Origin of the sequence: Halomicrococcus gelatinilyticus (genome assembly GCA_024227995.1) — an archaeon.
Lineage (GTDB): Archaea > Halobacteriota > Halobacteria > Halobacteriales > Haladaptataceae > Halomicrococcus > Halomicrococcus gelatinilyticus.
In genome coordinates this window covers 1,050,841-1,071,628 of sequence record CP100465.1, presented here as the reverse complement: position 1 = coordinate 1,071,628, position 20,788 = coordinate 1,050,841, and the positions used below count along the sequence as shown (strand labels likewise).

30 protein-coding genes and 2 tRNA genes are annotated in these 20,788 nt (G+C 68.3%); 25 read left to right on the top strand and 7 right to left on the bottom strand.

Features of this window, described 5'->3' with window-relative positions; translation table 11 throughout:
- Positions 1–6: 6 nt before the first annotated feature.
- On the top strand, positions 7–1,197 hold the full coding sequence (locus NKT36_RS05760; RefSeq protein WP_327053001.1) for a carboxypeptidase-like regulatory domain-containing protein: 1,191 nt from the start codon (positions 7–9) through the stop codon (positions 1,195–1,197).
- Between the two features lie 13 nt (positions 1,198–1,210).
- On the opposite strand, the gene NKT36_RS05755 is transcribed toward NKT36_RS05760, so the two are convergent.
- Genes NKT36_RS05755 through NKT36_RS05745 form a run of 3 tightly spaced genes read right to left on the bottom strand, consistent with a single transcriptional unit; the run spans position 1,211 to position 3,002 of the window.
- Positions 1,211–1,882 carry a heme exporter protein CcmB gene (locus tag NKT36_RS05755; protein ID WP_327053000.1) on the bottom strand — a complete coding sequence of 224 codons (672 nt, stop codon included), beginning with the start codon at positions 1,880–1,882 and terminating at the stop codon, positions 1,211–1,213.
- Entirely contained in the window at positions 1,879–2,634 is a 756-nt protein-coding gene (locus NKT36_RS05750) for an ABC transporter ATP-binding protein (protein WP_327052999.1), read from the bottom strand. The genes NKT36_RS05755 and NKT36_RS05750 overlap by 4 nt, the downstream gene beginning before the upstream one ends.
- Positions 2,631–3,002 carry a cytochrome c maturation protein CcmE domain-containing protein gene (locus tag NKT36_RS05745; RefSeq protein ID WP_327052998.1) on the bottom strand — a complete coding sequence of 124 codons (372 nt, stop codon included), beginning with the start codon at positions 3,000–3,002 and terminating at the stop codon, positions 2,631–2,633. The genes NKT36_RS05750 and NKT36_RS05745 overlap by 4 nt, the downstream gene beginning before the upstream one ends.
- A gap of 313 nt (positions 3,003–3,315) precedes the next feature.
- Between NKT36_RS05745 and NKT36_RS05740 the strand changes: the two genes are divergently transcribed.
- Entirely contained in the window at positions 3,316–4,365 is a 1,050-nt protein-coding gene (locus NKT36_RS05740; protein ID WP_327052997.1) for an Acg family FMN-binding oxidoreductase, read from the top strand.
- A gap of 12 nt (positions 4,366–4,377) precedes the next feature.
- On the opposite strand, the gene NKT36_RS05735 is transcribed toward NKT36_RS05740, so the two are convergent.
- Positions 4,378–6,072: a lipopolysaccharide biosynthesis protein gene (locus tag NKT36_RS05735; RefSeq protein WP_327052996.1), complete on the bottom strand. Its 1,695-nt coding sequence runs from the start codon at positions 6,070–6,072 to the stop codon at positions 4,378–4,380.
- A gap of 92 nt (positions 6,073–6,164) precedes the next feature.
- Here NKT36_RS05735 and hisD point away from each other — a divergent pair, with 92 nt between their 5' ends.
- Entirely contained in the window at positions 6,165–7,433 is a 1,269-nt protein-coding gene (hisD, locus tag NKT36_RS05730; protein WP_327052995.1) for a histidinol dehydrogenase, read from the top strand.
- 3 nt (positions 7,434–7,436) lie between these two features.
- Here the strand turns inward: hisD and NKT36_RS05725 are convergent, their stop codons facing one another.
- Together NKT36_RS05725 and NKT36_RS05720 are read right to left on the bottom strand one after the other, a co-directional pair.
- Entirely contained in the window at positions 7,437–7,751 is a 315-nt protein-coding gene (locus NKT36_RS05725) for an MTH1187 family thiamine-binding protein (RefSeq protein ID WP_327052994.1), read from the bottom strand.
- Positions 7,752–8,049: 298 nt separating this feature from the next.
- A tRNA-Gly gene (locus NKT36_RS05720) sits at positions 8,050–8,120 on the bottom strand.
- A gap of 140 nt (positions 8,121–8,260) precedes the next feature.
- Between NKT36_RS05720 and NKT36_RS05715 the strand changes: the two genes are divergently transcribed.
- Entirely contained in the window at positions 8,261–9,265 is a 1,005-nt protein-coding gene (locus tag NKT36_RS05715) for an AI-2E family transporter (protein WP_327052993.1), read from the top strand.
- Positions 9,266–9,385: 120 nt separating this feature from the next.
- Here the strand turns inward: NKT36_RS05715 and NKT36_RS05710 are convergent.
- Positions 9,386–9,456 (bottom strand) — tRNA-Gly (locus NKT36_RS05710).
- A 206-nt stretch (positions 9,457–9,662) separates the two neighbouring features.
- Here NKT36_RS05710 and NKT36_RS05705 point away from each other — a divergent pair.
- From NKT36_RS05705 to NKT36_RS05605, 21 genes are read left to right on the top strand one after another with little or no spacing between them, the layout of a single operon-like run.
- Positions 9,663–10,508 carry an RNA methyltransferase gene (locus NKT36_RS05705; protein WP_327052992.1) on the top strand — a complete coding sequence of 282 codons (846 nt, stop codon included), beginning with the start codon at positions 9,663–9,665 and terminating at the stop codon, positions 10,506–10,508.
- A gap of 4 nt (positions 10,509–10,512) precedes the next feature.
- On the top strand, positions 10,513–11,529 hold the full coding sequence (locus tag NKT36_RS05700; protein ID WP_327052991.1) for a 50S ribosomal protein L3: 1,017 nt from the start codon (positions 10,513–10,515) through the stop codon (positions 11,527–11,529).
- Positions 11,530–11,532: 3 nt separating this feature from the next.
- Positions 11,533–12,285, top strand: coding sequence for a 50S ribosomal protein L4 (gene rpl4p / locus NKT36_RS05695; RefSeq protein ID WP_327052990.1), 753 nt, complete (start codon positions 11,533–11,535; stop codon positions 12,283–12,285).
- Positions 12,282–12,533 carry a 50S ribosomal protein L23 gene (locus tag NKT36_RS05690; protein WP_327052989.1) on the top strand — a complete coding sequence of 84 codons (252 nt, stop codon included), beginning with the start codon at positions 12,282–12,284 and terminating at the stop codon, positions 12,531–12,533. The genes rpl4p and NKT36_RS05690 overlap by 4 nt, the downstream gene beginning before the upstream one ends.
- Before the next feature lie 3 nt (positions 12,534–12,536).
- Positions 12,537–13,256, top strand: a complete 720-nt coding sequence (locus NKT36_RS05685; protein WP_327052988.1) for a 50S ribosomal protein L2 — start codon at positions 12,537–12,539, stop codon at positions 13,254–13,256.
- On the top strand, positions 13,256–13,681 hold the full coding sequence (locus NKT36_RS05680) for a 30S ribosomal protein S19 (RefSeq protein ID WP_327052987.1): 426 nt from the start codon (positions 13,256–13,258) through the stop codon (positions 13,679–13,681). The genes NKT36_RS05685 and NKT36_RS05680 overlap by 1 nt, the downstream gene beginning before the upstream one ends.
- A gap of 3 nt (positions 13,682–13,684) precedes the next feature.
- Positions 13,685–14,146: a 50S ribosomal protein L22 gene (locus NKT36_RS05675; protein WP_327052986.1), complete on the top strand. Its 462-nt coding sequence runs from the start codon at positions 13,685–13,687 to the stop codon at positions 14,144–14,146.
- A complete protein-coding gene (locus NKT36_RS05670; protein WP_327052985.1) occupies positions 14,146–15,069 on the top strand; it encodes a 30S ribosomal protein S3 in 924 nt (307 codons plus the stop codon). Before NKT36_RS05675 ends, NKT36_RS05670 begins: the two co-directional genes overlap by 1 nt.
- Entirely contained in the window at positions 15,069–15,278 is a 210-nt protein-coding gene (rpmC, locus tag NKT36_RS05665; protein ID WP_327052984.1) for a 50S ribosomal protein L29, read from the top strand. The genes NKT36_RS05670 and rpmC overlap by 1 nt, the downstream gene beginning before the upstream one ends.
- Positions 15,278–15,664 carry a ribonuclease P protein component 1 gene (locus NKT36_RS05660; RefSeq protein ID WP_407652202.1) on the top strand — a complete coding sequence of 129 codons (387 nt, stop codon included), beginning with the start codon at positions 15,278–15,280 and terminating at the stop codon, positions 15,662–15,664. Before rpmC ends, NKT36_RS05660 begins: the two co-directional genes overlap by 1 nt.
- On the top strand, positions 15,655–15,999 hold the full coding sequence (locus tag NKT36_RS05655; RefSeq protein WP_327052983.1) for a 30S ribosomal protein S17: 345 nt from the start codon (positions 15,655–15,657) through the stop codon (positions 15,997–15,999). Before NKT36_RS05660 ends, NKT36_RS05655 begins: the two co-directional genes overlap by 10 nt.
- On the top strand, positions 15,999–16,397 hold the full coding sequence (locus NKT36_RS05650) for a 50S ribosomal protein L14 (protein ID WP_327052982.1): 399 nt from the start codon (positions 15,999–16,001) through the stop codon (positions 16,395–16,397). Before NKT36_RS05655 ends, NKT36_RS05650 begins: the two co-directional genes overlap by 1 nt.
- Positions 16,394–16,750: a 50S ribosomal protein L24 gene (gene rplX, locus NKT36_RS05645; protein WP_327052981.1), complete on the top strand. Its 357-nt coding sequence runs from the start codon at positions 16,394–16,396 to the stop codon at positions 16,748–16,750. Before NKT36_RS05650 ends, rplX begins: the two co-directional genes overlap by 4 nt.
- On the top strand, positions 16,747–17,451 hold the full coding sequence (locus NKT36_RS05640; protein WP_327052980.1) for a 30S ribosomal protein S4e: 705 nt from the start codon (positions 16,747–16,749) through the stop codon (positions 17,449–17,451). Before rplX ends, NKT36_RS05640 begins: the two co-directional genes overlap by 4 nt.
- Entirely contained in the window at positions 17,448–17,966 is a 519-nt protein-coding gene (locus NKT36_RS05635) for a 50S ribosomal protein L5 (protein ID WP_327052979.1), read from the top strand. Before NKT36_RS05640 ends, NKT36_RS05635 begins: the two co-directional genes overlap by 4 nt.
- The gene (locus tag NKT36_RS05630) at positions 17,963–18,145 is read left to right on the top strand and encodes a 30S ribosomal protein S14 (protein WP_327052978.1); all 183 of its coding nucleotides are present in this window, start codon (positions 17,963–17,965) and stop codon (positions 18,143–18,145) included. Before NKT36_RS05635 ends, NKT36_RS05630 begins: the two co-directional genes overlap by 4 nt.
- Before the next feature lie 2 nt (positions 18,146–18,147).
- The gene (locus tag NKT36_RS05625; RefSeq protein WP_327052977.1) at positions 18,148–18,540 is read left to right on the top strand and encodes a 30S ribosomal protein S8; all 393 of its coding nucleotides are present in this window, start codon (positions 18,148–18,150) and stop codon (positions 18,538–18,540) included.
- Between the two features lie 5 nt (positions 18,541–18,545).
- Positions 18,546–19,082, top strand: a complete 537-nt coding sequence (locus NKT36_RS05620; protein WP_327052976.1) for a 50S ribosomal protein L6 — start codon at positions 18,546–18,548, stop codon at positions 19,080–19,082.
- 3 nt (positions 19,083–19,085) lie between these two features.
- Entirely contained in the window at positions 19,086–19,793 is a 708-nt protein-coding gene (locus NKT36_RS05615) for a 50S ribosomal protein L32e (RefSeq protein ID WP_327052975.1), read from the top strand.
- Entirely contained in the window at positions 19,790–20,230 is a 441-nt protein-coding gene (locus NKT36_RS05610; protein ID WP_327052974.1) for a 50S ribosomal protein L19e, read from the top strand. The genes NKT36_RS05615 and NKT36_RS05610 overlap by 4 nt, the downstream gene beginning before the upstream one ends.
- 2 nt (positions 20,231–20,232) lie before the next feature.
- On the top strand, positions 20,233–20,787 hold the full coding sequence (locus tag NKT36_RS05605; protein ID WP_327052973.1) for a 50S ribosomal protein L18: 555 nt from the start codon (positions 20,233–20,235) through the stop codon (positions 20,785–20,787).
- The last annotated feature ends 1 nt before the right edge of the window (position 20,788 follow it).

The window sequence follows — 20,788 nt, the reverse complement described above, 5'->3', positions numbered from 1 at the left end:
CACGACATGCTACGCAAAACCACACTCGTCGTCGGACTCGTCTTCGCCAGCATCGCCCTCGCCGCCACCGTCGGCGCAGCCACCGCGGTCTCCGGCACGGTCACGGTCGCCGACGGCACCGCGGACGGCGCGAACGTCACCGTCACGCCGATGACCCAGGACTTCCGGAAGATGGACGACCCCGTCAGGACCACCGTCGACGGTGACCGCTTCTCGGTCGACGTGCGCGACGCCCCGGTGTACCTCGTCGAGGTCGTCCACGACGGCGCGGTCCACTCCGCCGTCCTCCAGAACGAGACGACGACGTCGATACAGCTCGGCCGGTCGCTCTCCGGCCGCGTCGTCGCCCCGTCGGGCGAGCCACGGACGGGGGCCACCGTCGAACTCGTGAGCGAGGAAGGATTCTCGGTCGACCGCGCCCGGACCGACTCCGACGGGAGCTTCGCGTTCGGGCCGCTCCAGCCGAACCACACCTACCGCGTCCAGGCCACCGTGGACGGCGCTCCCTACCTGGAGACCGTGCCGGCCGAGGGGAACGCCTCGGTGACGGTCGAGACGCCGCCGCCGACCGACGACGGGTCGGTGCTGAGCGTCTCCGGCGGCACCCCGGCGAGCCACGTGGTGCGGGTGTCCGCGCCCGCGAACGCCTCGGGGTCGCCGCAGGTCGTCGAGGCGCTCACGGTCCGCAACACCGGCGACCGGCCGTACGTCGGGACGTTCGCCGTCCGCATGCCCGACGCCGCGCGACCCTACGCGGCGATGTTCCAGCAGGAGCAGACGGCCTACCGCGAGACCGCTCGCGGGGTCGCGGTGAACGTCACGGTCCCCGCAAACTCCTCGGCGCGCGTGGGCGTCGCCTACGAGCTCCGCGGGCGGACCCTGGAGAAGCAGTTCGCCCACGACACGGACAAGATAGCGGTCACGTTCCAGGGGTACCAGCTCCCGAACGTGAACCACTCGGCGAACCTCGAGACCGGTGACGCCCCGGTGCCCATCCTGACGAACGCCGATCCGCTGGCCGCAAACGACACCGTCCGGCTCACGCTCCCGTCGTCGACCGGGTCGGCGGGCCAGAGCCAGGACGTCGGTCAGGCGTCGGCCAGCAGCAACTCGATGCCGGCGTTCCCCGCCCTTCCCCTGTTCGGCGGCATCGCCGCCGTCGTTGCGGTCGGGTTCGTCGCGTACCGCGTCCGCTGACTCTCCTCACTTCTCACTCCTCGACGACGTAGTCGAAGGTGGCGATGCCGGCGAGAAAGAGCACGCCGCAGTAGGCACAGAGCAGTCGCAGCCACGTCCCCGTCGGCCGGCCCGCCGCGAGCGCGTCGGTCAGCTCGATGCCGGCGAGCAGGACGGGGACGACGAGCGGGACGAGCAGCACCGGCATGACGAGTTCGTCGAGCGCCGAGCGGTGGGTGAGCGTCGAGACGACGACCGCGACGGCCGCGAACCCGAACGCCGCGACGACGAGTACGCCCACCAGCGGCAGCGTCGCCGCCCCGGGCGAGTAGCCGAGGAAGACGACGGCGGCGACCAGGGTGACGAGGTCGACGACGACGACGAACAGCGCCGTGCTGAGCACCTTCCCGACGTAGATGGCCGACCGGTCGACGGGCGCGAGCAGCAGGCCGTCGAGGGCGGCGTTTTGCGACTCGATGCCGACCGTCTTCGTGACGCCGGACGTCCCGGCGAACACGAACGCGATCCAGAGCGCGCCCCGACCGACGAGCTGCGGGTCGGCGAACGTCTGGACGAAGCTGAACGCGAACGCGAGCACGACAAGCAGCGCGAACACCGCCGCGGTCGTCGTCACCTGCTTCGTCCGCGCCTCGACCAGCAGGTCCTTCCGCACGACGTGGTACACCGCGGCGAGGAATCCCTTCATGTCTCTCCGACCGCCATCTCTGTCGGTTCGAGTCCGATGGCCTCCCGGTAGCGCTCCTCGAACTCGTCGCTATCGAGCGACGCCGTCGCGAAGTCGGCTTCGAGCCGCCCCTGGTCGAGGACGAGCGCCCGCGAGCAGTGATGGAGCCCGCGCTCCAGGTCGTGGGTCGTCAGCACGATGGTCCTGTCGTCGAGGTCGGCGAGCGCGGCCGCGAGGTCGGCGCCCGCGCGCTGGTCGAGGCCGGTGTACGGTTCGTCGAGCAGCAGGACGTCGGGGTCGTGGAGCAGCGCCCGCGCGAGCGACAGCCGCTTCGTGAGCCCGTGAGAGAACTCGACGGGCCGGCGACTCGCGCGCCGGGCGAGGCCGACCGTCTCCAGCACCGCCTCGCAGCGCCCGGCCACGTCGTCGAGGCCGTGGAGTCGGGCGTGGAAGCGGAGGTTCTCCCGCGCGGTGAGGTCGTCGTAGAGCATCGAGTCGTGCGTGACGACGCCGATGCGCCGCCGGAGCGACTGGTCGTCGGGTCGCAGCTCCGTGCCGTCGACGAAGACGCTGCCGCGCGTCGGCCGGGCGAGGCCCGCGAGGATGCGCAGCGTCGTCGTCTTCCCCGCGCCGTTCGGACCGAAGAGTCCGACCGTCTCGCCCCGCGCTATCTCGACCGAGAGGTCCGCGACCGAGACGAACTGTCCGTACTCCTTCGTCAGGTCCGCGGTCCGGATGGCGGGCGTCTCTGCCGTCGCCCCCTCGCCGGTCATGTATCGTCGGGCCGTTCCTCCCCCTCGTGGGCGCGCACCGACAGCTCGTTCGCCACGACCGTCCCGTCGCGGTACTCGCCCTTCGCGACGACGATGCGACCGTTCTGCATCGTATCGGGGAGCGGCTTGTCGTACGTGACGCGCACCGACTCGTTGTCGTCGGCCACGTGGAACGTCGCCTGCTCGTCGTCCGTCGTGAGGTTCGTGACGGCACCTTCGAGATTCACCCACTCGCCCTGGTAGTCCCCCTCCTCGAGCTCCGTCGGCGAGACGAACTCGGTCGAGGCGCTCATCGTCGTCGCGCCGAGGCCGCCGAGGAGCACGACGATGCCGACACCCACGAAGATGAGTTTGTTCTTCCGTCGCACTGGACGGGTATTGTGAAACGACCGGTATTATTGTATCGGAGTTCAACCATCGTCCAAGACTGCATGGGGGCCACGGGGTCGGGCGTTCGCAGCGCCGCCCTGGGGCCGTTCGGCTGGCTCGTCGCGGCGCTCGAACCCCCGCGACCGCGCCACCTGCTCGTCCTGCGGTGCGCCGCCGTCCGGTTCGAACGACCACTGACCGCGTCGACGGAGACGGTTCGTCCTGGTCCGGGCTGGCGGTGCGTCCGCCACGGCGGCGACCGACGGGCGAGTTTAGGGTCACGGCACCCCAATAGGTAGCCGGTGACCATGCATGGGTGAACACGGAACGACGGCGGCGTGGGAGGTCGACGCGGGGGAGTTCCCGGCAGACGGCGACTTCGCGGAGCGGGCGCGGTTCCTGCTCCGGTATGCGACGCTGGCGCCGTCGAGTCACAACTCACAGCCCTGGGCGTTCGAGATCGGCGACGGTGCGGTGCGACTGTTCGCGGACGAGTCCCGCAGGCTGTCGGTCGCGGACCCGGACGGGCGCGAACTCCACCTCAGTCTGGGATGCGCGCTGGAGAACCTGGTGGTCGCAGCGCGGTACTTCGGCTACGACCCCGCAGTCGACTACGGCGACGGGGCGGACGACCCCGTGGCGACGGTCACTCTCGGACGGGAGGGTCCCGGTCCGACCGACGCCGCGACGCCTCCCGACGCCGCGACGCCCGACCCGGCGGTGGGCGACGCCGCGCTGTTCGATGCCATCCGACGGCGCCGGACGAACCACGAACTGTTCGACGAGGGCCGGCCCGTTCCCGCTGCCGTCCTCGACCGCTTCCGGGGATACGCCGCCGAGTCGGACGGAGACGTGACGCTGACGCTGGTCGAGGACGCCGACCGCAGGCGGGAACTCGCGGCGCTGCAGGCCGAGGCGGACCGACGGCAGTTCGAGGACCCCGACTACCGCGAGGAGCTGGGGTACTGGGTCGGGTCGGGCGCGCTGGGAGCCAACTGGCTCGTGGCGCGCGTCGGCCAGCTCGCCGTCGAGCACCTGGACCTCGGCGACCGCGAGGGCGCGAAGAACTCGAAGCTGCTCCGGAGCGCGCCGGCGGTCGCCGTGCTCTCCACCGCGACCGACGACCGCGAATCGCGGGTGGAGGCCGGTCGGGCGTTCGAGCGACTGGCGCTCGCGGCGACGAACGAGGGGCTCGCCGTCCACCCGATGAGCCAGACGCTCGAACGCCCGGCGTACCGGGCGAAGCTCGCGGAGCTCCTCGGCTCCTCCGACGCGTCGCCGCAGCACCTGTTCCGACTCGGGTACGGCGAACCGGAGTCGGGGCGGACCCCGCGGCGGCCGGTCGACGACGTGCTGCGTTGAACGTCCCCGCCGTCACCTGTGGGCGAACGCCTGCCGGTAGCGGCTGACGAGCGTCGCCCCGAGGCGGCGCTCGACGCGGGTGAATCCCAGCGAACGGAGCGCCGCCGCGTACGCCGCCAGTCCCAGCACGGTCCCCGTCACGGCCGCGACCGCCCCCGGCAGCAGCGCCCGAGCAGCCAGCGCGACCGCCGCCAGCGGCACGCCTGCGATAAGTGGTTTCGCGTGCAGGCGCGTGAACGGCTGGAGCCCTTCGAGGTAGTACAGCACCGCGACCTCCAGACCGTTGTTGACGGTGAGCATCAGGAGGTAGCTGCCGACCAGCCCAGGCAGGCCGTAGGTCAGGGTCAGCGGGACGGCGGTCACCGTCAGGAAGGCGGTGATGGCGACGTTGACGATCAACAGCGCCCGCTGGTTGTCCGTCATCGTCAGGAGGATGCCGACGCTGCCGGCGGCGCACGCGCCGTACTGTGCCACGATGAATCCCGGGAGCAGCGGCGCGTACTCGACGAACGTCGGGCCGAACAGCCGCATGACGGCGACGCGGTAGACGATCACGGGTATCGCGAGCCCCGTCACGCCGACCAGGACGAGTCGGCTGGTGACGTGGTAGAGTCGGGCCAGCGCCTCGCGCTGGTCCTCCTCGTGGAGCGCGGCGGCGACCGGCGGGATGAACTGGTTGATGCCCATCAGCGGCAACCGGACGAGCGTGCCCAGGAGGACGCCGACGGCGAACACGCCGCCGGCGACGCTGGAGAGGAACAGCGCGATGAGGGGGTAGAACCCCAGCCGCTGGGTCGTCGTCGCGATGCCGCCGACGAACAGGGGGAGCGTGAACGCCAGGTACTGCCGCCGCAGGCGCGCGACGTCCGGCCCGCGGAGTCTCGGACGGAGTCCGCGCTCGCGCACCAGCCAGGTCGCCGCCGCGACGCCGGTCAGGCCCATGACGCCGACGACGCCCCCGGCGACTACGGCGAGGTCGTCGACGACGAGGACGCCGCCGACGCCGACCAGCAGTTGCGCGATGGGGAAGCCGACGCGCATCGTGAGGTTGAGCGGTCCGACCTCCTCCATCCCCCGGAGTATTTCGGTGACGGTGAACAGCCAGACGCTCGCGGGCAGGCCGGCGGCGAACACGCGCAGGAACAGCGTGAACCGCGCTCCCTCGCCGGTCGCCCGCGTCACGTGCGGCGCGGCGACGAACAGCGCAGCGCCGAACGCCGTCGCGACGCCGAGCAGGAGCAGGCTCGCGAACGTCGCGAGCGCGTCCCGCTCCGTCGCCGACTCCGCGTTGGGGAGAAAACGGCTCAGGCCGCTCCGGAACCCGAGTGCGAGGCGGAGGAGGAACCGCTGGAGGCGGCGCGCCAGCGCGAAGAGGCCGTACGCACCGGCGGTGAAGCCGTTGGTGAGGACGGCCGTGAACGCGAGCGTCAGTCCGCGCTGGAGGAGGATGCTCGGCACGGAGACGGTCGCGCCGTGGGCGACCCGCTCCAGCGCGTCCTCCAGGCGCGCCTCGACGGGGTCGCGACCGGGTTCGTCGTCGGTCGCGCCCTCGCCGCCGGCGTCGGCAGTCTCGCTGTCGGCCGCTGCTCCATCCGCCACGCCGGTCGTCACATCGTCGGTCGCGTCGGCGTCGCTGCGCCGCTCCTCGGCCGGCGCAGCGCCGTCGCTGTCGGCCGGTTCCAGGCCCGGAGACGAGTCGGCGACCACGACGACCTCTTGCCACAACGCTCGAATAAATCCGCTGATGTCGGCAGGCGAGTAACGCAAACCGTTTTCCGCTCGGTCTCCCAGGTGCGAACATGAACGTGCAGGACATCGCGGACCTCGGGCCGGACGCGCGGCGGGCGCTGTTCGACCGAGACGCCGGCGTCGAGGCCGTGCGGAGCGACGTGCGCGACATCGTCGACCGGGTGAACGAGGAGGGCGACGTGGCGGTACGGGAGTTCTGCCGCGAGTTCGACGACGTCGAGGTGGGCAACCTCGACATCACGGACGAGGTCGAACGCGCCTACGAGGAGATCGACGCCGACGTGCGCGAGGCCATCGAGACCGCGGCCGACAACGTCCGCGAGTTCCACGAGGCGCAGGTCCCGGAAGACTGGCGGGCCGACTTCGACGGGCGCGAACTCGGACGGCGGTTCCGCCCGCTCGAACGCGTCGGCGTCTACGTCCCCGGCGGCGCGGCGGCGTACCCCTCCAGCGCGCTGATGGGCGTCGTCCCCGCGAAGGTGGCTGGCGTCGACGACGTCGTCGTCGCCACGCCGCCCGCCGAGGAGCAGAACCCCATCACGCTCGCCGCCATCCACGCCGCGGGCGCGGACGCGGTGTACAGCGTCGGCGGCGCGCAGGCCGTCGCCGCGCTGGCGTACGGCACCGAGACCGTCGACCGCGTGCAGAAGGTCGTCGGCCCCGGCAACCGCTGGGTCACCGCGGCGAAGGCCGAGGTGCAGGGCGACGTCGCCATCGACTTCCTCGCGGGGCCGAGCGAGGTGCTCGTCGTCGCGGACGCGACGGCCGACCCCGCGCTCGTCGCCAGCGACGTGGTCGCGCAGGCCGAACACGACCCGAACGCCTCGGTCGTCGCGGTGACCGACGACGCCGCGCTCGCCGACGACGTCGCCGACGAGATAGAACGTCAGGCCGCCGGGCGCGAACGTGAGGACGTCGTCCGGGACGCGCTCGACAACGACGCCAGCGGCGTGTTCGTCGCGCGCTCGATGAGCGAGGCCATCCTCTTCGCCGAGGAGTACGCCGCCGAGCACCTCTCGATACAGGCCGACGACGACGAGGAAATCCTGTCGCGCATCGACAGCGCCGGCAGCGTCTTCCTCGGGCCGTACACCCCCGTTGCGGCCGGCGACTACGCCTCCGGAACGAACCACGTCCTCCCCACCAACGGTCTGGCGAAGCTCACCGGCGGCCTCTCGGTCGACACGTTCGTGCGGTCGACGACCGTCCAGCGCCTCGACGCCGACGCGCTCGGCGCTATCCGCGACACCGTCGAGACGCTCGCGGAGGCCGAGGGGCTGGAGGCCCACGCCGAGAGCGTTCGCAAGCGCTTCGACTGACCGCTACTCTCGCTCGCGTTTCGCCTCGTGACCGAGCGCGTCTTCGACCGCCGTCACCTTCTCAGCTGCGGGGTCGTCGCTCGTCCGCTTGTCGTCGATCTTCAGCACCGTGCTCACGCGGTCCCCGTCGACCGCCTCGTGGGCCGCCTGCGCCGCGGCGAACAGTTCGTCCACGGAGTCGGCCTCGACGACGGTCCCCATCGGGTTCGTCTCGTAGGCGACGTCGAACTCGTCGAGCGCGGCGACCGCCTTCGCCACCTCGTCGGCCATGCTCCCTTCGACGACCGGTGCGACGCTCAGCAGTGCAATCGTCGTCATGGGCCGACACGCGTCCGCCGGTCGCCTAACTCTGTCGGGGCGTTCCGAGCACGCGCTACGCAGTGCTCGCCGGTTGATTTCTGAGAAGTGCGCTGGCTGGGACCGAGCAGACCGGCGGTCTGCGAGGGTCGCCGGACTCACGCGGTGAGTCCGGCGGGATTTGAACCACGCGAAGACGGTCGCACTCGCGGCGCTCGTGCGCTGCGTCTTCTCTCCTTCAAATCCCAGCACCGATTCACAGAAATCAGCGGTTCGCGGCGCGACGAGACGCGCCGCTCGTCGGTTGATTTCTGAGAAGTGCGCTGGCTGGGATTTGAACCCAGGTTGTGACCATGGCAAGGTCACGTGATACCACTACACTACCAGCGCGCGTCGCCTGTCGCGACATTACACCATTGCCACGCGCGGGTATAAATGCATTACGCAAGCGGGTTGATGTGACGCTCCGGCGCGGACGACACGGTGTCAACCCCCAACGGTTTCCCGCACGCGAACGCAGGCTAGAGGCGATGAAAGCTCGGACGGCGTTCGCGTGGATCCTGGTCGCCGTGCTGGCGGTCATCACCTGGCTGCTCCTCCGACCGTTCCTGTCGTGGTTGCTCGCGACGGGACTGCTCGCGTTCGTCCTCTTCCCCGTCCACAGTCGGCTCGAGGACCGGATCGGTCCGCGAATCTCCGCAGGACTGCTCTCCGTGCTCGTCGTGCTCGTGGTCGTCGTGCCGGTGACCGTCGGGGCGAACGTCCTGGTGACGGAGGGCACCGCGCTGCTGGAGGGCGTCTCCCGGGCGAGCGTTCTCGACCAGCTGGAGCGTCTCCTCGAACGGAACCTCGGAATCGAGGTGGACGTCCGTCCGATGGTGGAGCCGACGGTCGACCGCCTGACTGACTACGTCCGGGCGAGCGCGACGACCGTCGTCCGCACCAGCCTCCACGCGTTCATCGGGTTCCTGCTGTTGATCTTCGTCCTGTACTACCTGCTGAAGGACGGCCGACTGTTCGTCGCCTGGCTGAAGCAGTCGACGCCGCTCGACGCGTCCGTGCGCGACGAACTGTTCGCGTCGGCGGACGCCATGGTGTGGGCCGTGCTCAAAGGTCACGTCCTCGTCGCGATCATCCAGGGGAGCGTCGCTGGCGTGAGCCTGTTCCTCACCGGCGTTCCCCGGGCTCCCCTGCTCACCGTCGCGATGATGGTGCTCGCCATCGTCCCCCTCGTCGGCGTCGCCCCGGTCCTCGGGGGCGCGGTCGTCTACCTCTTCGTGGACGGCCGGGTACTGGCGGCGGCGTTCGTCGTGGTCTGGGGGATGACGTCCGTCGCCGTGACGGACGACTACCTGCGGGCGCTGCTGATCGACCGCGAGTCGGAGATGCACTCCGCCGTCATCCTGGTCGGCGTCGCGGGCGGGACGTACCTGCTCGGCGTGATGGGGCTGTTCCTCGGTCCCATCCTCATCGGCCTGTTCAAGACCACCGTCGAGGTGCTCGGCAGGCACCACTCGGTCACCCACGACGACTGACGGCGCTGCTGACGGGTACGCAGTACACAGAGTCACGGAACGGCGGGAACGGACGACGACCTTGGTCGCGCGTCGCGAGCAGACGCTCCGCGGTGCTCGCGGATTTGCGACCGAGAGAAGTGCGCTGGCTGGGATTTGAACCCAGGTTGTGACCATGGCAAGGTCACGTGATACCACTACACTACCAGCGCCCTGTTGCAACTTACCCTAGCCGCTCGTGTGGCTATAAGGGTTGCGAAACCCCAGCGACCTCGGTTGAAACTACCACGCACCCGCCAACTATTTTGTATTCTGCCGTGTGAACGCTTCTCGTCCCGTAATCGAAGCGGCACCCTTTTAACGGTCAATGGGATACACTTCGTCACAGTCTAGTGGCGAGGCGTCGAAGCGTCACGGCATGACAGTCAGCGTGCTCGTGCCGTCGTCTCTCGTCCGGGAAGCCGAAGACAAACGCGAGGCAACTCGCAAGATCGGTTACGTCGCCCGCGCGGCGACGGTGTTCCGGGCGGACCGCCTGCTCGTCTTCCCCGATCCGGAGGGCGAACGCAGGTGGGGCGGCGGGTTCGTCGAAACCGTACTGACGTACGCCGCAACGCCGCCCTACCTCCGAAAGGAGGTATTCGGCAAGCGGGACGAACTGGAGTACGCGGGCATCCTGCCGCCGCTCCGCGCCACGTCGCTGACCGGCTCCGAATCAGAGGGTTCGGGGTCGTTAAGACAGGGAATCGTGACCGAGGTCGGACCTGAAGGGCGCGTTCGGGTCAATTGCGGACTGCAACACCCGATCTCGCTCGTCGCTCCGTCAGAAATGACGGTCGACGAGGGAGAGCGCGTTACCGTCAGGATCTCTTCGAGAAGTCCGGTCCGTGCGAAGCTGGTCGACGAGCCCCTCCCGGGGTTCACAGTGAGGCGCATGGACCTCTCGGCAGCGCTCGACCGCGACGACGCGGGCGTACGTATCGCCACCTCGCGGCACGGTGAACCGCTCACCGTGTCGCGACTGGCGGACCACGTCACCCGCACCGACCGCGACGGGATGACCGTCGCCTTCGGATCGCCGGGTCGCGGCCTGCCGGACATGCTCGGGGTGGACGTGCAGCGTCTCCCCGACGCGGTCGAATCCGGCGCACCCGGCCGGTTCGACCTCTGGCTGAACGCGGTTCCGAACCAGGGCAGCGAGGTCGTGCGAACGGAGGAAGCGATGTTCGCCGTGCTCGGCTGCCTGACCCTCAAACGCGAGTGATACGATGCCAGAAACAAGCAGACCACGCAAAGGTTCGCTGGGCTACGGCCCCCGGAAGCGCGCGACCAGTGAGGTGCCGCGCTTCAACTCGTGGCCCGACAGCGACGGACAGCCGTCGCTCCAGGGCTTCGCGGGTTACAAGGCCGGGATGACCCACGTGGTGATGGTCAACGACGAATCCGACTCCCCGCGCGAGGGGATGGAGGAGACCGTTCCCGTCACCATCGTCGAGACGCCGCAGATGCGAGCCGTCGCGCTTCGTGCCTACGAGGACACGCCGTACGGGCAGAAGCCGCTGACGGAAGTGTGGGGCGACGAGTTCCACTCGGAACTCGACCGCACGCTCGACGTGCCGGAGGACCACGACGCCGACGCCGCGGAGGACGACCTCCGCGCGGCCCTCGAGGCAGGCGACGTGGCCGACGTCCGGGTCATCACCCACACCGTACCCAGCGACCTGCAGAGCGTTCCGAAGAAGCGACCGGACGTCATGGAAACGCGCGTCGGCGGCGGCTCCCTCGAGGAGCGCGTCGACTTCGCGCTCGAGCTGCTCGGCGACGGCGGGGAACACGCCATGAACGACGTGTTCCGCGCGGGCGAGTACGCCGACGTAAGTGGCGTCACGAAAGGTAAAGGTACGCAGGGCCCGGTCAAGCGATGGGGCGTCCAGAAGCGGAAGGGCAAGCACGCCCGTCAGGGATGGCGCCGTCGCATCGGGAACCTCGGCCCGTGGAACCCGAGCCGCGTTCGCTCGACGGTTCCCCAGCTGGGCCAGACCGGCTACCACCAGCGCACGGAGCTGAACAAGCGACTCGTCTCGCTCGGTGACGGCGAGGACATCAACGTCGACGGCGGCTTCGTCAACTACGGCGAGGTCGACGGCCCGTACACGCTGGTGAAGGGTTCGGTCCCCGGACCGCAGCAGCGCCTCGTGCGCTTCCGCCCTGCCATCCGACCGACCGACCAGCCGCGCCTCGACCCTGAGGTGCGCTACGTAAGTACGGAGTCCAACCAGGGATAACCCATGCAGGCAACCATCCGAGACCTCGACGGTGAGGACGCGGGCACGCTGGACCTGCCGGACACGTTCGAGACGACCGTCCGGCCGGACCTCATCAAGCGCGCCGTCCTCGCCTCGCAGGCAAACCGCAAGCAGGACTACGGTGCCGACGACTACGCGGGGATGCGGACGTCCGCCGAGTCGCCGGGGAGCGGTCGCGGTATGGCCCACGTCCCCCGGACGAACGGCCAGGGCGCACGCGTCCCCCAGACCGTCGGCGGCCGCAAGGCCCACCCGCCGAAAGAGGAGACAGACCGCACGCTCGACATCAACACGAAGGAGCGCAAGCTCGCCGTCCGGAGCGCCGTCGCGGCGACCACGGACGCCGACCTGGTCGCCGAGCGCGGCCACCAGTTCGACGAGGACGTCGACCTCCCGCTCGTCGTGAGCGACGAGTTCGAGGACCTCGTGAAGACGAAGGAGGTCGTCTCCTTCCTCGAAGCGACCGGCCTCCACGCCGACATCGAGCGTGCCGAAGCAAACAAGACCATCCGAGCCGGTCGCGGGACGACCCGCGGCCGCAAGTACCGGACGCCGAGCTCGGTCCTGTTCGTGACGAGCAGCGAGGCCGGTCCCTCGAAGGCAGCCCGCAACCTCGCGGGCGCCGACGTGGCGACCGCGGCGGAGGTCAACGCGGAGGACCTCGCCCCGGGGACCCACCCCGGACGCCTCACCGTCTGGACCGAGAGCGCCGTCGAGGAGGTGGCCGACCGATGAGCGTCATCGAGTTCCCCTGGGTGACCGAGAAGGCGATGAACCAGATGGACTTCGACAACAAGCTCCAGTTCATCGTCGACCTCGACGCCCACAAGCCGGAGATCCGCGACGAGATCGAGACCCGCTACGACGTCACCGTCGACAACATCAACACCCAGGTCACGATGAACGGCCGCAAGAAAGCCACCGTGACGCTGTCGGAGGACGACGACGCGCAGGAAGTGGCTTCGCGAATCGGGGTGTTCTGACACATGGGACGAAGAATCCAGGGACAGCGACGTGGTCGCGGGACGCCGACGTTCCGCGCCCCCTCGCACCGATACAAGGCTGAACTGGGCCACAAGACGACCGAAGACGACGACGTCGTCTCCGGAACCGTCGTCGACATCGAACACGACCCGGCGCGGAGCGCACCCGTCGCCGCCGTCGAGTTCGAGGACGGCGACCAGCGCCTCGTCCTCGCCCCCGAGGGCGTGGGCGTCGGCGAGACCATCCAGATCGGCGTCTCCGCCGAGATCAAGCCGGGCAACACGCTCCCGCTCGCCGAGATCCCCGAAGGGGTCCCGGTGTGCAACGTCGAGCGACAGCCCGGCGACGGCGGGAAGTTCGCGCGCGCCTCCGGCGTGAGCGCGGACCTCATCACGCACGACCGCGACGCGGCCGTCGTCGAGCTTCCGAGCGGCGAGGTCAAGCGACTTTCGCCCGACTGCCAGGCCACCATCGGCGTCGTCGCCGGTGGCGGCCGGACGGAGAAGCCGATGGTGAAGGCCGGCAACAAGTATCACAAGATGAAAGCGCGCGGCACCAAGTGGCCGAACGTGCGCGGCGTGGCGATGAACGCCGTGGACCACCCGTTCGGTGGCGGTGGCCGCCAGCACCCCGGTCGACCGAAGTCCGTCTCGCGGAACGCTCCGCCGGGACGCAAGGTCGGGGACATCTCGTCCCGGCGCACGGGACGGGGAGGTAACTGATGAGCGAGAGCGACTACCGAACCGGCCGCGAAGGGGAGTTCACCTTCCGCGGCTACGACCTTGACGAGCTGCAGGACATGAGCCTGGAGGAAGTCGCGGAACTGCTGCCCGCCCGACAGCGGCGAACCATCGAACGCGGGTTGACCGTCGAGCAGGAGAAGCTGCTCGAGAAAGCCCGGGACGCGACCGAGGAGGGTTCGGCCAACGACCCCATCCGGACGCACCTGCGCGACATGCCGGTGCTGCCGTCGTTCGTCGGAATGACGTTCGAGGTCTACACCGGCCAGAGCTTCGAGCGCGTGAAGGTCGAGCCGGAGATGCTGGGCCACTACCTCGGCGAGTTCCAGCTGACCCGAACGTCCGTCGAGCACGGACAGGCGGGTATCGGCGCGACCCGCTCCTCGAAGTTCGTGCCACTCAAGTAAATCATGGGAATCAGCTACAGCGTCGATGCCGACCCGGACACGACGGCGAAAGGTATGCTCCGGGAGCGGCACATGAGCCACAAGCACAGCAAGGCGATCGCCCGCGAGATCAAGGGCAAGACCGTAGAGGACGCGAAGGCGTACCTCGACGCCGTCATCGACGGCGAGCGGTCGGTTCCGTTCAAGCAGCACAACAGCGGCGTCGGACACCGGTCCGACATCGATGGCTGGGACGCCGGCCGCTACCCCGAGAAGGCGAGCGAGGCGTTCCTCGACCTCATCGAGAACGTCGTCAACAACGCCGACGAGCAGGGGTTCGACGGTGAGACGATGGAGATAATGCACGTCGCCGCCCACAAGGTCGGCGAGGTGGAAGGTCGAAAGCCCCGAGCGATGGGCCGGGCCAGCGCCTGGAACACGCCGGAGGTCGACGTCGAACTCATCCTGAAGGAGGTGCAAGACTGATGGCAGACGAACACGAGTTCATCCAGGACGGCCTGCAGCGGTCCCAGATCGACGAGTTCTTCGCCGACGAACTGGGTCGCGCGGGCTACGGCGGTATGGACGTCGCCAAGACCCCGATGGGCACCCAGATCGTTCTCAAGGCCGAGAAGCCCGGGATGGTCATCGGCAAGGGCGGCAAGAACATCCGGAAGATCACGACCCAGCTCGAGGAGAAGTTCGACCTCGACGACCCGCAGATCGACGTGCAGGAGGTCGACGAACCGGACCTCAACGCCCGCATCGTCGCCGACCGGCTCGCCAACGCGCTCGAGCGCGGCTGGTACTTCCGGAAGGCCGGACACACGACCATCGACCGCATCATGGACGCCGGCGCCCTCGGCGCCGAGATCGTCCTCTCCGGGAAGGTCACGGGTGCGCGCTCGCGCGTGGAGAAGTTCAACCGTGGCTACATCAAGCACAACGGCGAACCCGCCCAGACCATCGTCGACCACGGGCAGGGCGTCGCCGTGATGAAGCTCGGCACCATCGGCGTGGACGTCAAGATCATCCCGCCGGGAGCCGACCTGCCCGACGACTTCCACATCGAAGAGGGCGCGGACCCCGAGGAAGTCGTGCCGGACGCGGTCGAGGCTAACGAGGCCGCCGCGGTCGTCGAGGAGCCCAGCGACGAAGAGCTGGAAGAGCTCCAGGCCGAGGCGGTCGAGGAGGAGCCCGAACCCGAACCCGAGACGACCGAGATCGACGAGGAGGTCGTCGAGGAGGTCATCGAGGAAGAGACCGCGGACGAATCCGCCGAGGACGAGGCCGAGGCAGACGCCGAGGACGTCGAGGAGGAACTCGACGAACTCGAAGAGGAAGTCGAGGCCGAAGCCGAAGAGCTGATGGAAGAGATGGAAGACGAGTCCGAGGAGGGTGACGAATAATGGCTATCGTTCACACCGAAGAGCTGCGGGACATGACGCCCGCGGAACGTGAAGCCGAACTCGAAGAGCTCGAGACGGAACTCCTCAACTCGAAGGCCGTGAAAGCCGCCGGGGGCGCACCCGAGAACCCCGGCCGAATCAAGGAACTCCGCCGGACTATCGCCCGGATCAAGACGGTCCAGCGAGAAGAAGGCGACCTCGAAGAATAATGGCGCTTACACCCGAGACGCTACCGAAACACGAACTCGTCGGCCTGCACGTGCGGGTCGTCGCGGCGACGAACCCCGACCTCGTCGGTATCGAGGGCCGGGTCGTCGACGAGACGATGCGCACGCTCAGCGTCGACTCCGCGTCTCGGGTGCGCCAGGTGCCGAAGCGAGGGACGACGTTCGAGTTCCGGCTCACAGATGAAGCCGCCGACCCCGAAAGGGCGTCGGGGACTGCGTCCGAACCCCCGTCGGAAACTGCCGGAGTCCGCTCCGGTCAGTCTGGCGCGGCCGGCGAGGGCGCAGCCTACGTTACGGTGGATGGAGCCATACTGCTCTCACGACCCGCTCTACGCACCGAAATCGGAGGTATATCGAAATGGCGTTAGGACTGAACGTATCAGAACCGGAGGAGACCTGTTCCGACGATAACTGTCCGTTCCACGGATCGCTTTCCGTGCGCGGACAGACGATCGAAGGAACGGTCGCCTCCACCGACATGGAAAAGACCGTCGTCGTCGAGCGAGAGTACGACGTCACCGTGCCCAAGTACGACCGGCAGATGAAGCGCCGGTCGCGCGTCCCGGCTCACGCGCCGGAGTGCATGGACCTCGCAGTTGGCGAGACGGTCCGTATCGCAGAGACACGACCGCTTTCGAAGACGAAGTCGCACGTCGTCGTCGAACACGTGGCCGCGGACGCCACGACCGGAGGTGACGACTGATGGAAGCGCTGAAGGCAGACGTGACCCAGGGCCTGGAGAAGGGCTCGCTGCTGACGTGCGCCGACAACACCGGCGCGCGTGAGCTGAAGGTCGTCAGCGTGTCGAACTACCACGGCACCAAGAGCCGCCACCCGAAGGCGGGCATCGGTGACAAGATCACGGTGTCGGTCACCAAGGGGACGCCCGAGATGCGTCGCCAGGTGCTCGACGCCGTCGTCGTTCGACAGCGCAAGTCCATCCGTCGTCCGGACGGCCAGCGCGTGAAGTTCGAAGACAACGCGGCCGTCATCATCGACGACGTCGAGGAGCCGCGCGGGACCGAGATCAAGGGTCCCATCGCGCGGGAGGTCGCCGAGCGGTTCGGAAGTGTCGCAAGTACCGCTACGATGATAGTATGACTCGACAACCACGCAAACAGCGAAACGAGACCGAGCGCGCCCCGCTCCACGAGCGGCACAAGCAGGTCATGGCGACGCTGTCCGACGACCTCCGCGAGGAGTACGGGCAGCGCAGCGTCCGCGTCAACGCGGGCGACACCGTCGAGGTCATGCGCGGCGACTTCGCCGGCGAGGAAGCCGAGGTCCTCAACGTGGACCTCGACGACGCCGTCGTCCACGTCGAGGACGTCACCCTCGAGAAGGCCGACGGCGAGGAGGTTCCGCGTCCGCTCGACGCGAGCAACCTCCGCGTCACCGACCTCGACCTCGAAGACGACCGCCGCGAGGCGCGCCTACGAGGTGATGAAGAATGACGAAGCACCAGAAACGACTCTCCGTTCCGAAGTCCTGGCCGGTCGAGCGCAAGACCGAGACCTTCACCGTGAAGGCCGGTGCCGGCCCGCACGGGCAGGCCGGCGTTCCGCTGGTCGTCCTGCTGCGGGACGTCCTCGGCTACGTCGACTCCAAGAAGGAAGCGCGCTACGCGCTCAACCAGGGCAGCATCCTCGTGAACGGCGACGAGACCGGCGACGAACAGCGACCCATCGGGATGTTCGACATCCTGGCGTTCCCGGAGCGCGACGAGTACTACCGCGTGTTCCCCGACGAGGGCGGTCGGCTCGCGCTGACCGCCATCGACGAGGACGCCGCCGGGAGCAAGCTGGCGAAGATCGAGGACAAGCGGCAGGTCACGGGTGGCAAGACCCAGCTGAACCTGCACGACGGCAGCAATCTCCTCGTCGAGGAGGGCACGGAGTACGACGCGAAGGACTCCATCGTCGTCAGCAACGACGACAAGGAGGTCGTCGCCCACTTCCCCTACGAGGAAGGCTGTCTCGTCACGGCCGTCCGCGGCCAGCACGCGGGCGAGGTCGGCGAGGTCGCCGAGATCGAAGTGACGCCCGGCAGCGGTTCGAACGGCGTCACGGTCGAGGGCGACGACGCCACCTTCGAGACCGTCGAGGAGTACGTCGTCGTCATCGACGAGAACTTCACCGGAGGTGACGACGAATGAGCGAGGCCGAGTTCCACGAGATGCGCGAGCCGCAGGTGGAGAAGGTCGTCGTCCACATGGGTGTGGGCGAGGGCGGTCGGAAGCTCGCCGACGCCGAGGAGATCATCGAGGACGTCACCGGCCAGGAGAGCGTTCGCACCCAGGCCAAGTCGACGATGCCGGACTTCGGCATCCGTCAGGGCGACCCGATCGGCGCGAAGGTCACCCTTCGCGACGACGACGCCCACGAGTTCCTCGAGACGGCGCTGTCGCTCGCCGACCTCTCGAAGTCGCAGTTCGACGACAACGGCAACTTCAGCTTCGGCGTCGAGGAACACACCGAGTTCCCGAGCCAGGAGTACGACCCGAACGTCGGGATCTACGGGCTGGACGTGACCGTCAACCTCGTCCGGCCGGGGTACCGCGTCGCCAAGCGCGACAAGATGACCCGCCAGATCCCGTCGAGCCACCGGCTGACCGTCGAGGACGCGGTGACGTTCCTCGAGGCGAACTTCGACGTGGAGGTCAACGAATGAGCGAGAGCGAACACGACGACGACGCGACCGGCGAGCACACCGGCAAGCGGACCGGCCAGCTAGAGGCCTGTCAGCGGTGCGGCCGCAAACAGGGTCTGGTCGGCAAGTACGACATCTACCTGTGTCGGCAGTGCTTCCGCGAGATCGCCCGCGACATGGGCTTCAAGAAGTACCGATAACCATGGCAGGAAACGATCCGCTGGCCAACGCACTCTCCGGCGTGGACAACGCCGAGAGCGTCGGTCACCTATCTCACACGGTACAGCCCGCCTCGAACGAGATCGGCAACGTGCTCGAGGTCTTCTACGACCACGGGTACATCGACGGCTTCGAGTTCGTCGACGACGGTAAAGCCGGGGAGTTCGAGGTCGAACTGAAAGGCGCGATCAACGAGTGCGGTGCGGTCAAGCCCCGCTACTCCGCGGGTGCAGACGAGTTCGAGAAGTGGGAGAAGCGGTTCCTCCCCGCCCAGGACTACGGGACGCTCGTCGTCACGACCAGCCACGGCATCATGAGCCACTACGAGGCCCGCGAGGAGGGCGTCGGTGGCCAGGTCATCGCGTACGTCTACTAAGAACCATGCCACGAATCGAACTAGAGATTCCGGACGAGGTGACCGCCGAGATCGACCACCTCGACCTCACCGTCGAAGGGCCCGAGGGCAGCGTCACGCGACGCCTCTGGTACCCCGACGTGAACGTCGAGGTGGCCGACGGTTCGGTCGTCATCGAGAGCGACGAGAGCGACGCCAAGACGAACGCGACGCTTGGCACGTTCGAGAGCCACGTACGAAACATGTTCCACGGCGTGACCACGGAGTGGGAGTACAAGATGGAGGTCTTCTACTCTCACTTCCCGATGCAGGTCCGCTCGGAAGGCGACCAGGTCGTCATCGAGAACTTCCTCGGAGAGAAGTCTCCCCGACGCGTCGACGTCCACGGGGACACCACCGTCGAGGTGGACGACGAGGAACTGTACCTGCGCGGCCCCGACATCGAGGACGTGGGCCAGACCGCCGCGGACATCGAACAGCTCACCCGCGTGCCCGACAAGGACACGCGCGTGTTCCAGGACGGCGTCTACATCACCGAGAAGCCGTCGACGGGAGGTGCCTGATAGATGGCAGACGACGAACCCGAGACGATCGAAGACATCAGCGGTGTCGGCGAGAGCAAGGCCGAAGCGCTCCGCGAGAGCGGCTACGAGTCCGTCGAGGACGTCAAGGCCGCGAGCCAGGACGACCTGGCCGACGTGGAGGGCATCGGCAACGCGCTCGCCGCCCGCATCAAGGCTGACGTCGGCGGCCTCGAGGTCGAAGAGGAGACCGAAGCCGAGATCGAGGAAGAGGAAGAGCCGGAGGAAGAAGAACCGGCCGAAGACGTCGAGACCGAACTGCAGCCCCGCGGTCTGGTCGACAAGACCCCGGACCTGAGCGACGAGGAGCAGCGGCTCCTCACCCAGCGCAAGCGCGAGGGCATGCCGCAGTTCAATCGACAGGACTACCACAAGAAGAAGCGCACGCCCGAGTCCTGGCGGCGACCGCGCGGCAAGTTGTCGAAGCAGCGCCGCGGCGTCAAGGGCAAAGGCGACACGGTCGAGGCGGGCTTCCGCACGCCGGAGGCCGCCCGGGGCAAGCACCCGAGCGGCTTCGAGGAAGTGCGCGTCCACAACGTCGACGACCTCGACGGCGTGGACGGCGACACGGAAGCGGTCCGCATCGCCTCGAAGGTCGGCGCTCGCAAGCGCGAGCGCATCGAGGAGGTCGCCGAAGACGAGGGCATCCGCGTGCTCAACCCCACCTACGTCGAAGTGGAGGTCGAAGAATGACGGACCTGAGTGCACAGAAGCGACTCGCATCCGACGTCCTCGACGTCGGCGAGAACCGCGTCTGGTTCGACCCGGACGCACAGGGTGAAATCGTGGACGCGATCACCCGCGAGGACATCCGCGAACTCGTCGACGAGGGGTCCATCCAGGCGAAAGACGCGAAGAGCAACTCCCGCGGTCGTGCCCGCGAACGCGACGCGAAGCGGGCCTACGGCCACCGCACCGGTCCCGGTTCCCGCAAGGGGAAGTCGGGCGGTCGACGGGACGAGAAGGAACAGTGGCAGAACGAGATCCGCGCACAGCGTAGCAAGCTCCGCGAACTCCGCGCCCAGGGCGAGATCACGAACTCGCAGTACCGGGACCTCTACGACAAGGCAAAAGGCGGGGAGTTCCGTAGCGTGCGCTACCTGCTGAACTACATCGAGAACAACTACTAACTATGGCAACGGGACCACGATACAAGGTGCCAATGCGGCGCCGCCGCGAGGTCCGGACCGACTACCATCAGAGGTTGCGCCTGCTGAAATCGGGCAAGCCCCGCCTGGTCGCTCGCAAGAGCAACCAGCACGTCAGGGCGCAGCTGGTCACGATGGGCCCCGACGGCGACGAGACGCTGGCGAGCGCCCATTCGAGCGATCTGGAAGAATACGGCTGGGAAGCCCCGACGGGCAACCTCCCGAGCGCGTACCTCACCGGCTACCTGCTGGGGAAGCGCGCGGTCGACGAGGGCCTCGAGGAGGCCGTGCTCGACATCGGCCTCAACTCGGCGACGCCCGGGAGCAAGCCGTTCGCGATACAGGAAGGTGCGATCGACGCTGGCCTCGACGTCCCCCACAACGAGAGCGTGATGGCGGACTGGTCGCGCAACCGCGGCGAGCACATCGCCGAGTACGCCGACCAGCTCGACGAGCCGCTGTACAGCGGGGACTTCGACGCCACCGAACTGCCCGAGCACTTCGACGACGTGCTCGAGAACCTCCAGGAGGACGAATAAC

Excerpts from the sequence above, each read along its gene's own strand:
- NKT36_RS05680 (WP_327052987.1), top strand. The coding sequence starts at position 13,256 with ATGAGCGAGAGCGACTACCGAACCGGCCGCGAAGGGGAGTTCACCTTC.
- NKT36_RS05625 (WP_327052977.1), top strand. The coding sequence starts at position 18,148 with ATGGCAGGAAACGATCCGCTGGCCAACGCACTCTCCGGCGTGGACAAC.
- NKT36_RS05750 (WP_327052999.1), bottom strand. The coding sequence starts at position 2,634 with ATGACCGGCGAGGGGGCGACGGCAGAGACGCCCGCCATCCGGACCGCG.
- rpmC (WP_327052984.1), top strand. The coding sequence starts at position 15,069 with ATGGCTATCGTTCACACCGAAGAGCTGCGGGACATGACGCCCGCGGAA.
- NKT36_RS05660 (WP_407652202.1), top strand. The coding sequence starts at position 15,278 with ATGGCGCTTACACCCGAGACGCTACCGAAACACGAACTCGTCGGCCTG.
- NKT36_RS05685 (WP_327052988.1), top strand. The coding sequence starts at position 12,537 with ATGGGACGAAGAATCCAGGGACAGCGACGTGGTCGCGGGACGCCGACG.
- NKT36_RS05675 (WP_327052986.1), top strand. The coding sequence starts at position 13,685 with ATGGGAATCAGCTACAGCGTCGATGCCGACCCGGACACGACGGCGAAA.
- NKT36_RS05610 (WP_327052974.1), top strand. The coding sequence starts at position 19,790 with ATGACGGACCTGAGTGCACAGAAGCGACTCGCATCCGACGTCCTCGAC.
- NKT36_RS05650 (WP_327052982.1), top strand. The coding sequence starts at position 15,999 with ATGGAAGCGCTGAAGGCAGACGTGACCCAGGGCCTGGAGAAGGGCTCG.
- NKT36_RS05655 (WP_327052983.1), top strand. The coding sequence starts at position 15,655 with ATGGCGTTAGGACTGAACGTATCAGAACCGGAGGAGACCTGTTCCGAC.
- NKT36_RS05705 (WP_327052992.1), top strand. The coding sequence starts at position 9,663 with ATGACAGTCAGCGTGCTCGTGCCGTCGTCTCTCGTCCGGGAAGCCGAA.
- hisD (WP_327052995.1), top strand. The coding sequence starts at position 6,165 with ATGAACGTGCAGGACATCGCGGACCTCGGGCCGGACGCGCGGCGGGCG.
- NKT36_RS05615 (WP_327052975.1), top strand. The coding sequence starts at position 19,086 with ATGGCAGACGACGAACCCGAGACGATCGAAGACATCAGCGGTGTCGGC.
- NKT36_RS05670 (WP_327052985.1), top strand. The coding sequence starts at position 14,146 with ATGGCAGACGAACACGAGTTCATCCAGGACGGCCTGCAGCGGTCCCAG.
- rplX (WP_327052981.1), top strand. The coding sequence starts at position 16,394 with ATGACTCGACAACCACGCAAACAGCGAAACGAGACCGAGCGCGCCCCG.
- NKT36_RS05635 (WP_327052979.1), top strand. The coding sequence starts at position 17,448 with ATGAGCGAGGCCGAGTTCCACGAGATGCGCGAGCCGCAGGTGGAGAAG.
- NKT36_RS05755 (WP_327053000.1), bottom strand. The coding sequence starts at position 1,882 with ATGAAGGGATTCCTCGCCGCGGTGTACCACGTCGTGCGGAAGGACCTG.
- NKT36_RS05700 (WP_327052991.1), top strand. The coding sequence starts at position 10,513 with ATGCCAGAAACAAGCAGACCACGCAAAGGTTCGCTGGGCTACGGCCCC.
- NKT36_RS05715 (WP_327052993.1), top strand. The coding sequence starts at position 8,261 with ATGAAAGCTCGGACGGCGTTCGCGTGGATCCTGGTCGCCGTGCTGGCG.
- NKT36_RS05620 (WP_327052976.1), top strand. The coding sequence starts at position 18,546 with ATGCCACGAATCGAACTAGAGATTCCGGACGAGGTGACCGCCGAGATC.
- NKT36_RS05725 (WP_327052994.1), bottom strand. The coding sequence starts at position 7,751 with ATGACGACGATTGCACTGCTGAGCGTCGCACCGGTCGTCGAAGGGAGC.
- NKT36_RS05690 (WP_327052989.1), top strand. The coding sequence starts at position 12,282 with ATGAGCGTCATCGAGTTCCCCTGGGTGACCGAGAAGGCGATGAACCAG.
- NKT36_RS05640 (WP_327052980.1), top strand. The coding sequence starts at position 16,747 with ATGACGAAGCACCAGAAACGACTCTCCGTTCCGAAGTCCTGGCCGGTC.
- NKT36_RS05605 (WP_327052973.1), top strand. The coding sequence starts at position 20,233 with ATGGCAACGGGACCACGATACAAGGTGCCAATGCGGCGCCGCCGCGAG.
- NKT36_RS05760 (WP_327053001.1), top strand. The coding sequence starts at position 7 with ATGCTACGCAAAACCACACTCGTCGTCGGACTCGTCTTCGCCAGCATC.
- NKT36_RS05630 (WP_327052978.1), top strand. The coding sequence starts at position 17,963 with ATGAGCGAGAGCGAACACGACGACGACGCGACCGGCGAGCACACCGGC.
- NKT36_RS05740 (WP_327052997.1), top strand. The coding sequence starts at position 3,316 with ATGGGTGAACACGGAACGACGGCGGCGTGGGAGGTCGACGCGGGGGAG.
- rpl4p (WP_327052990.1), top strand. The coding sequence starts at position 11,533 with ATGCAGGCAACCATCCGAGACCTCGACGGTGAGGACGCGGGCACGCTG.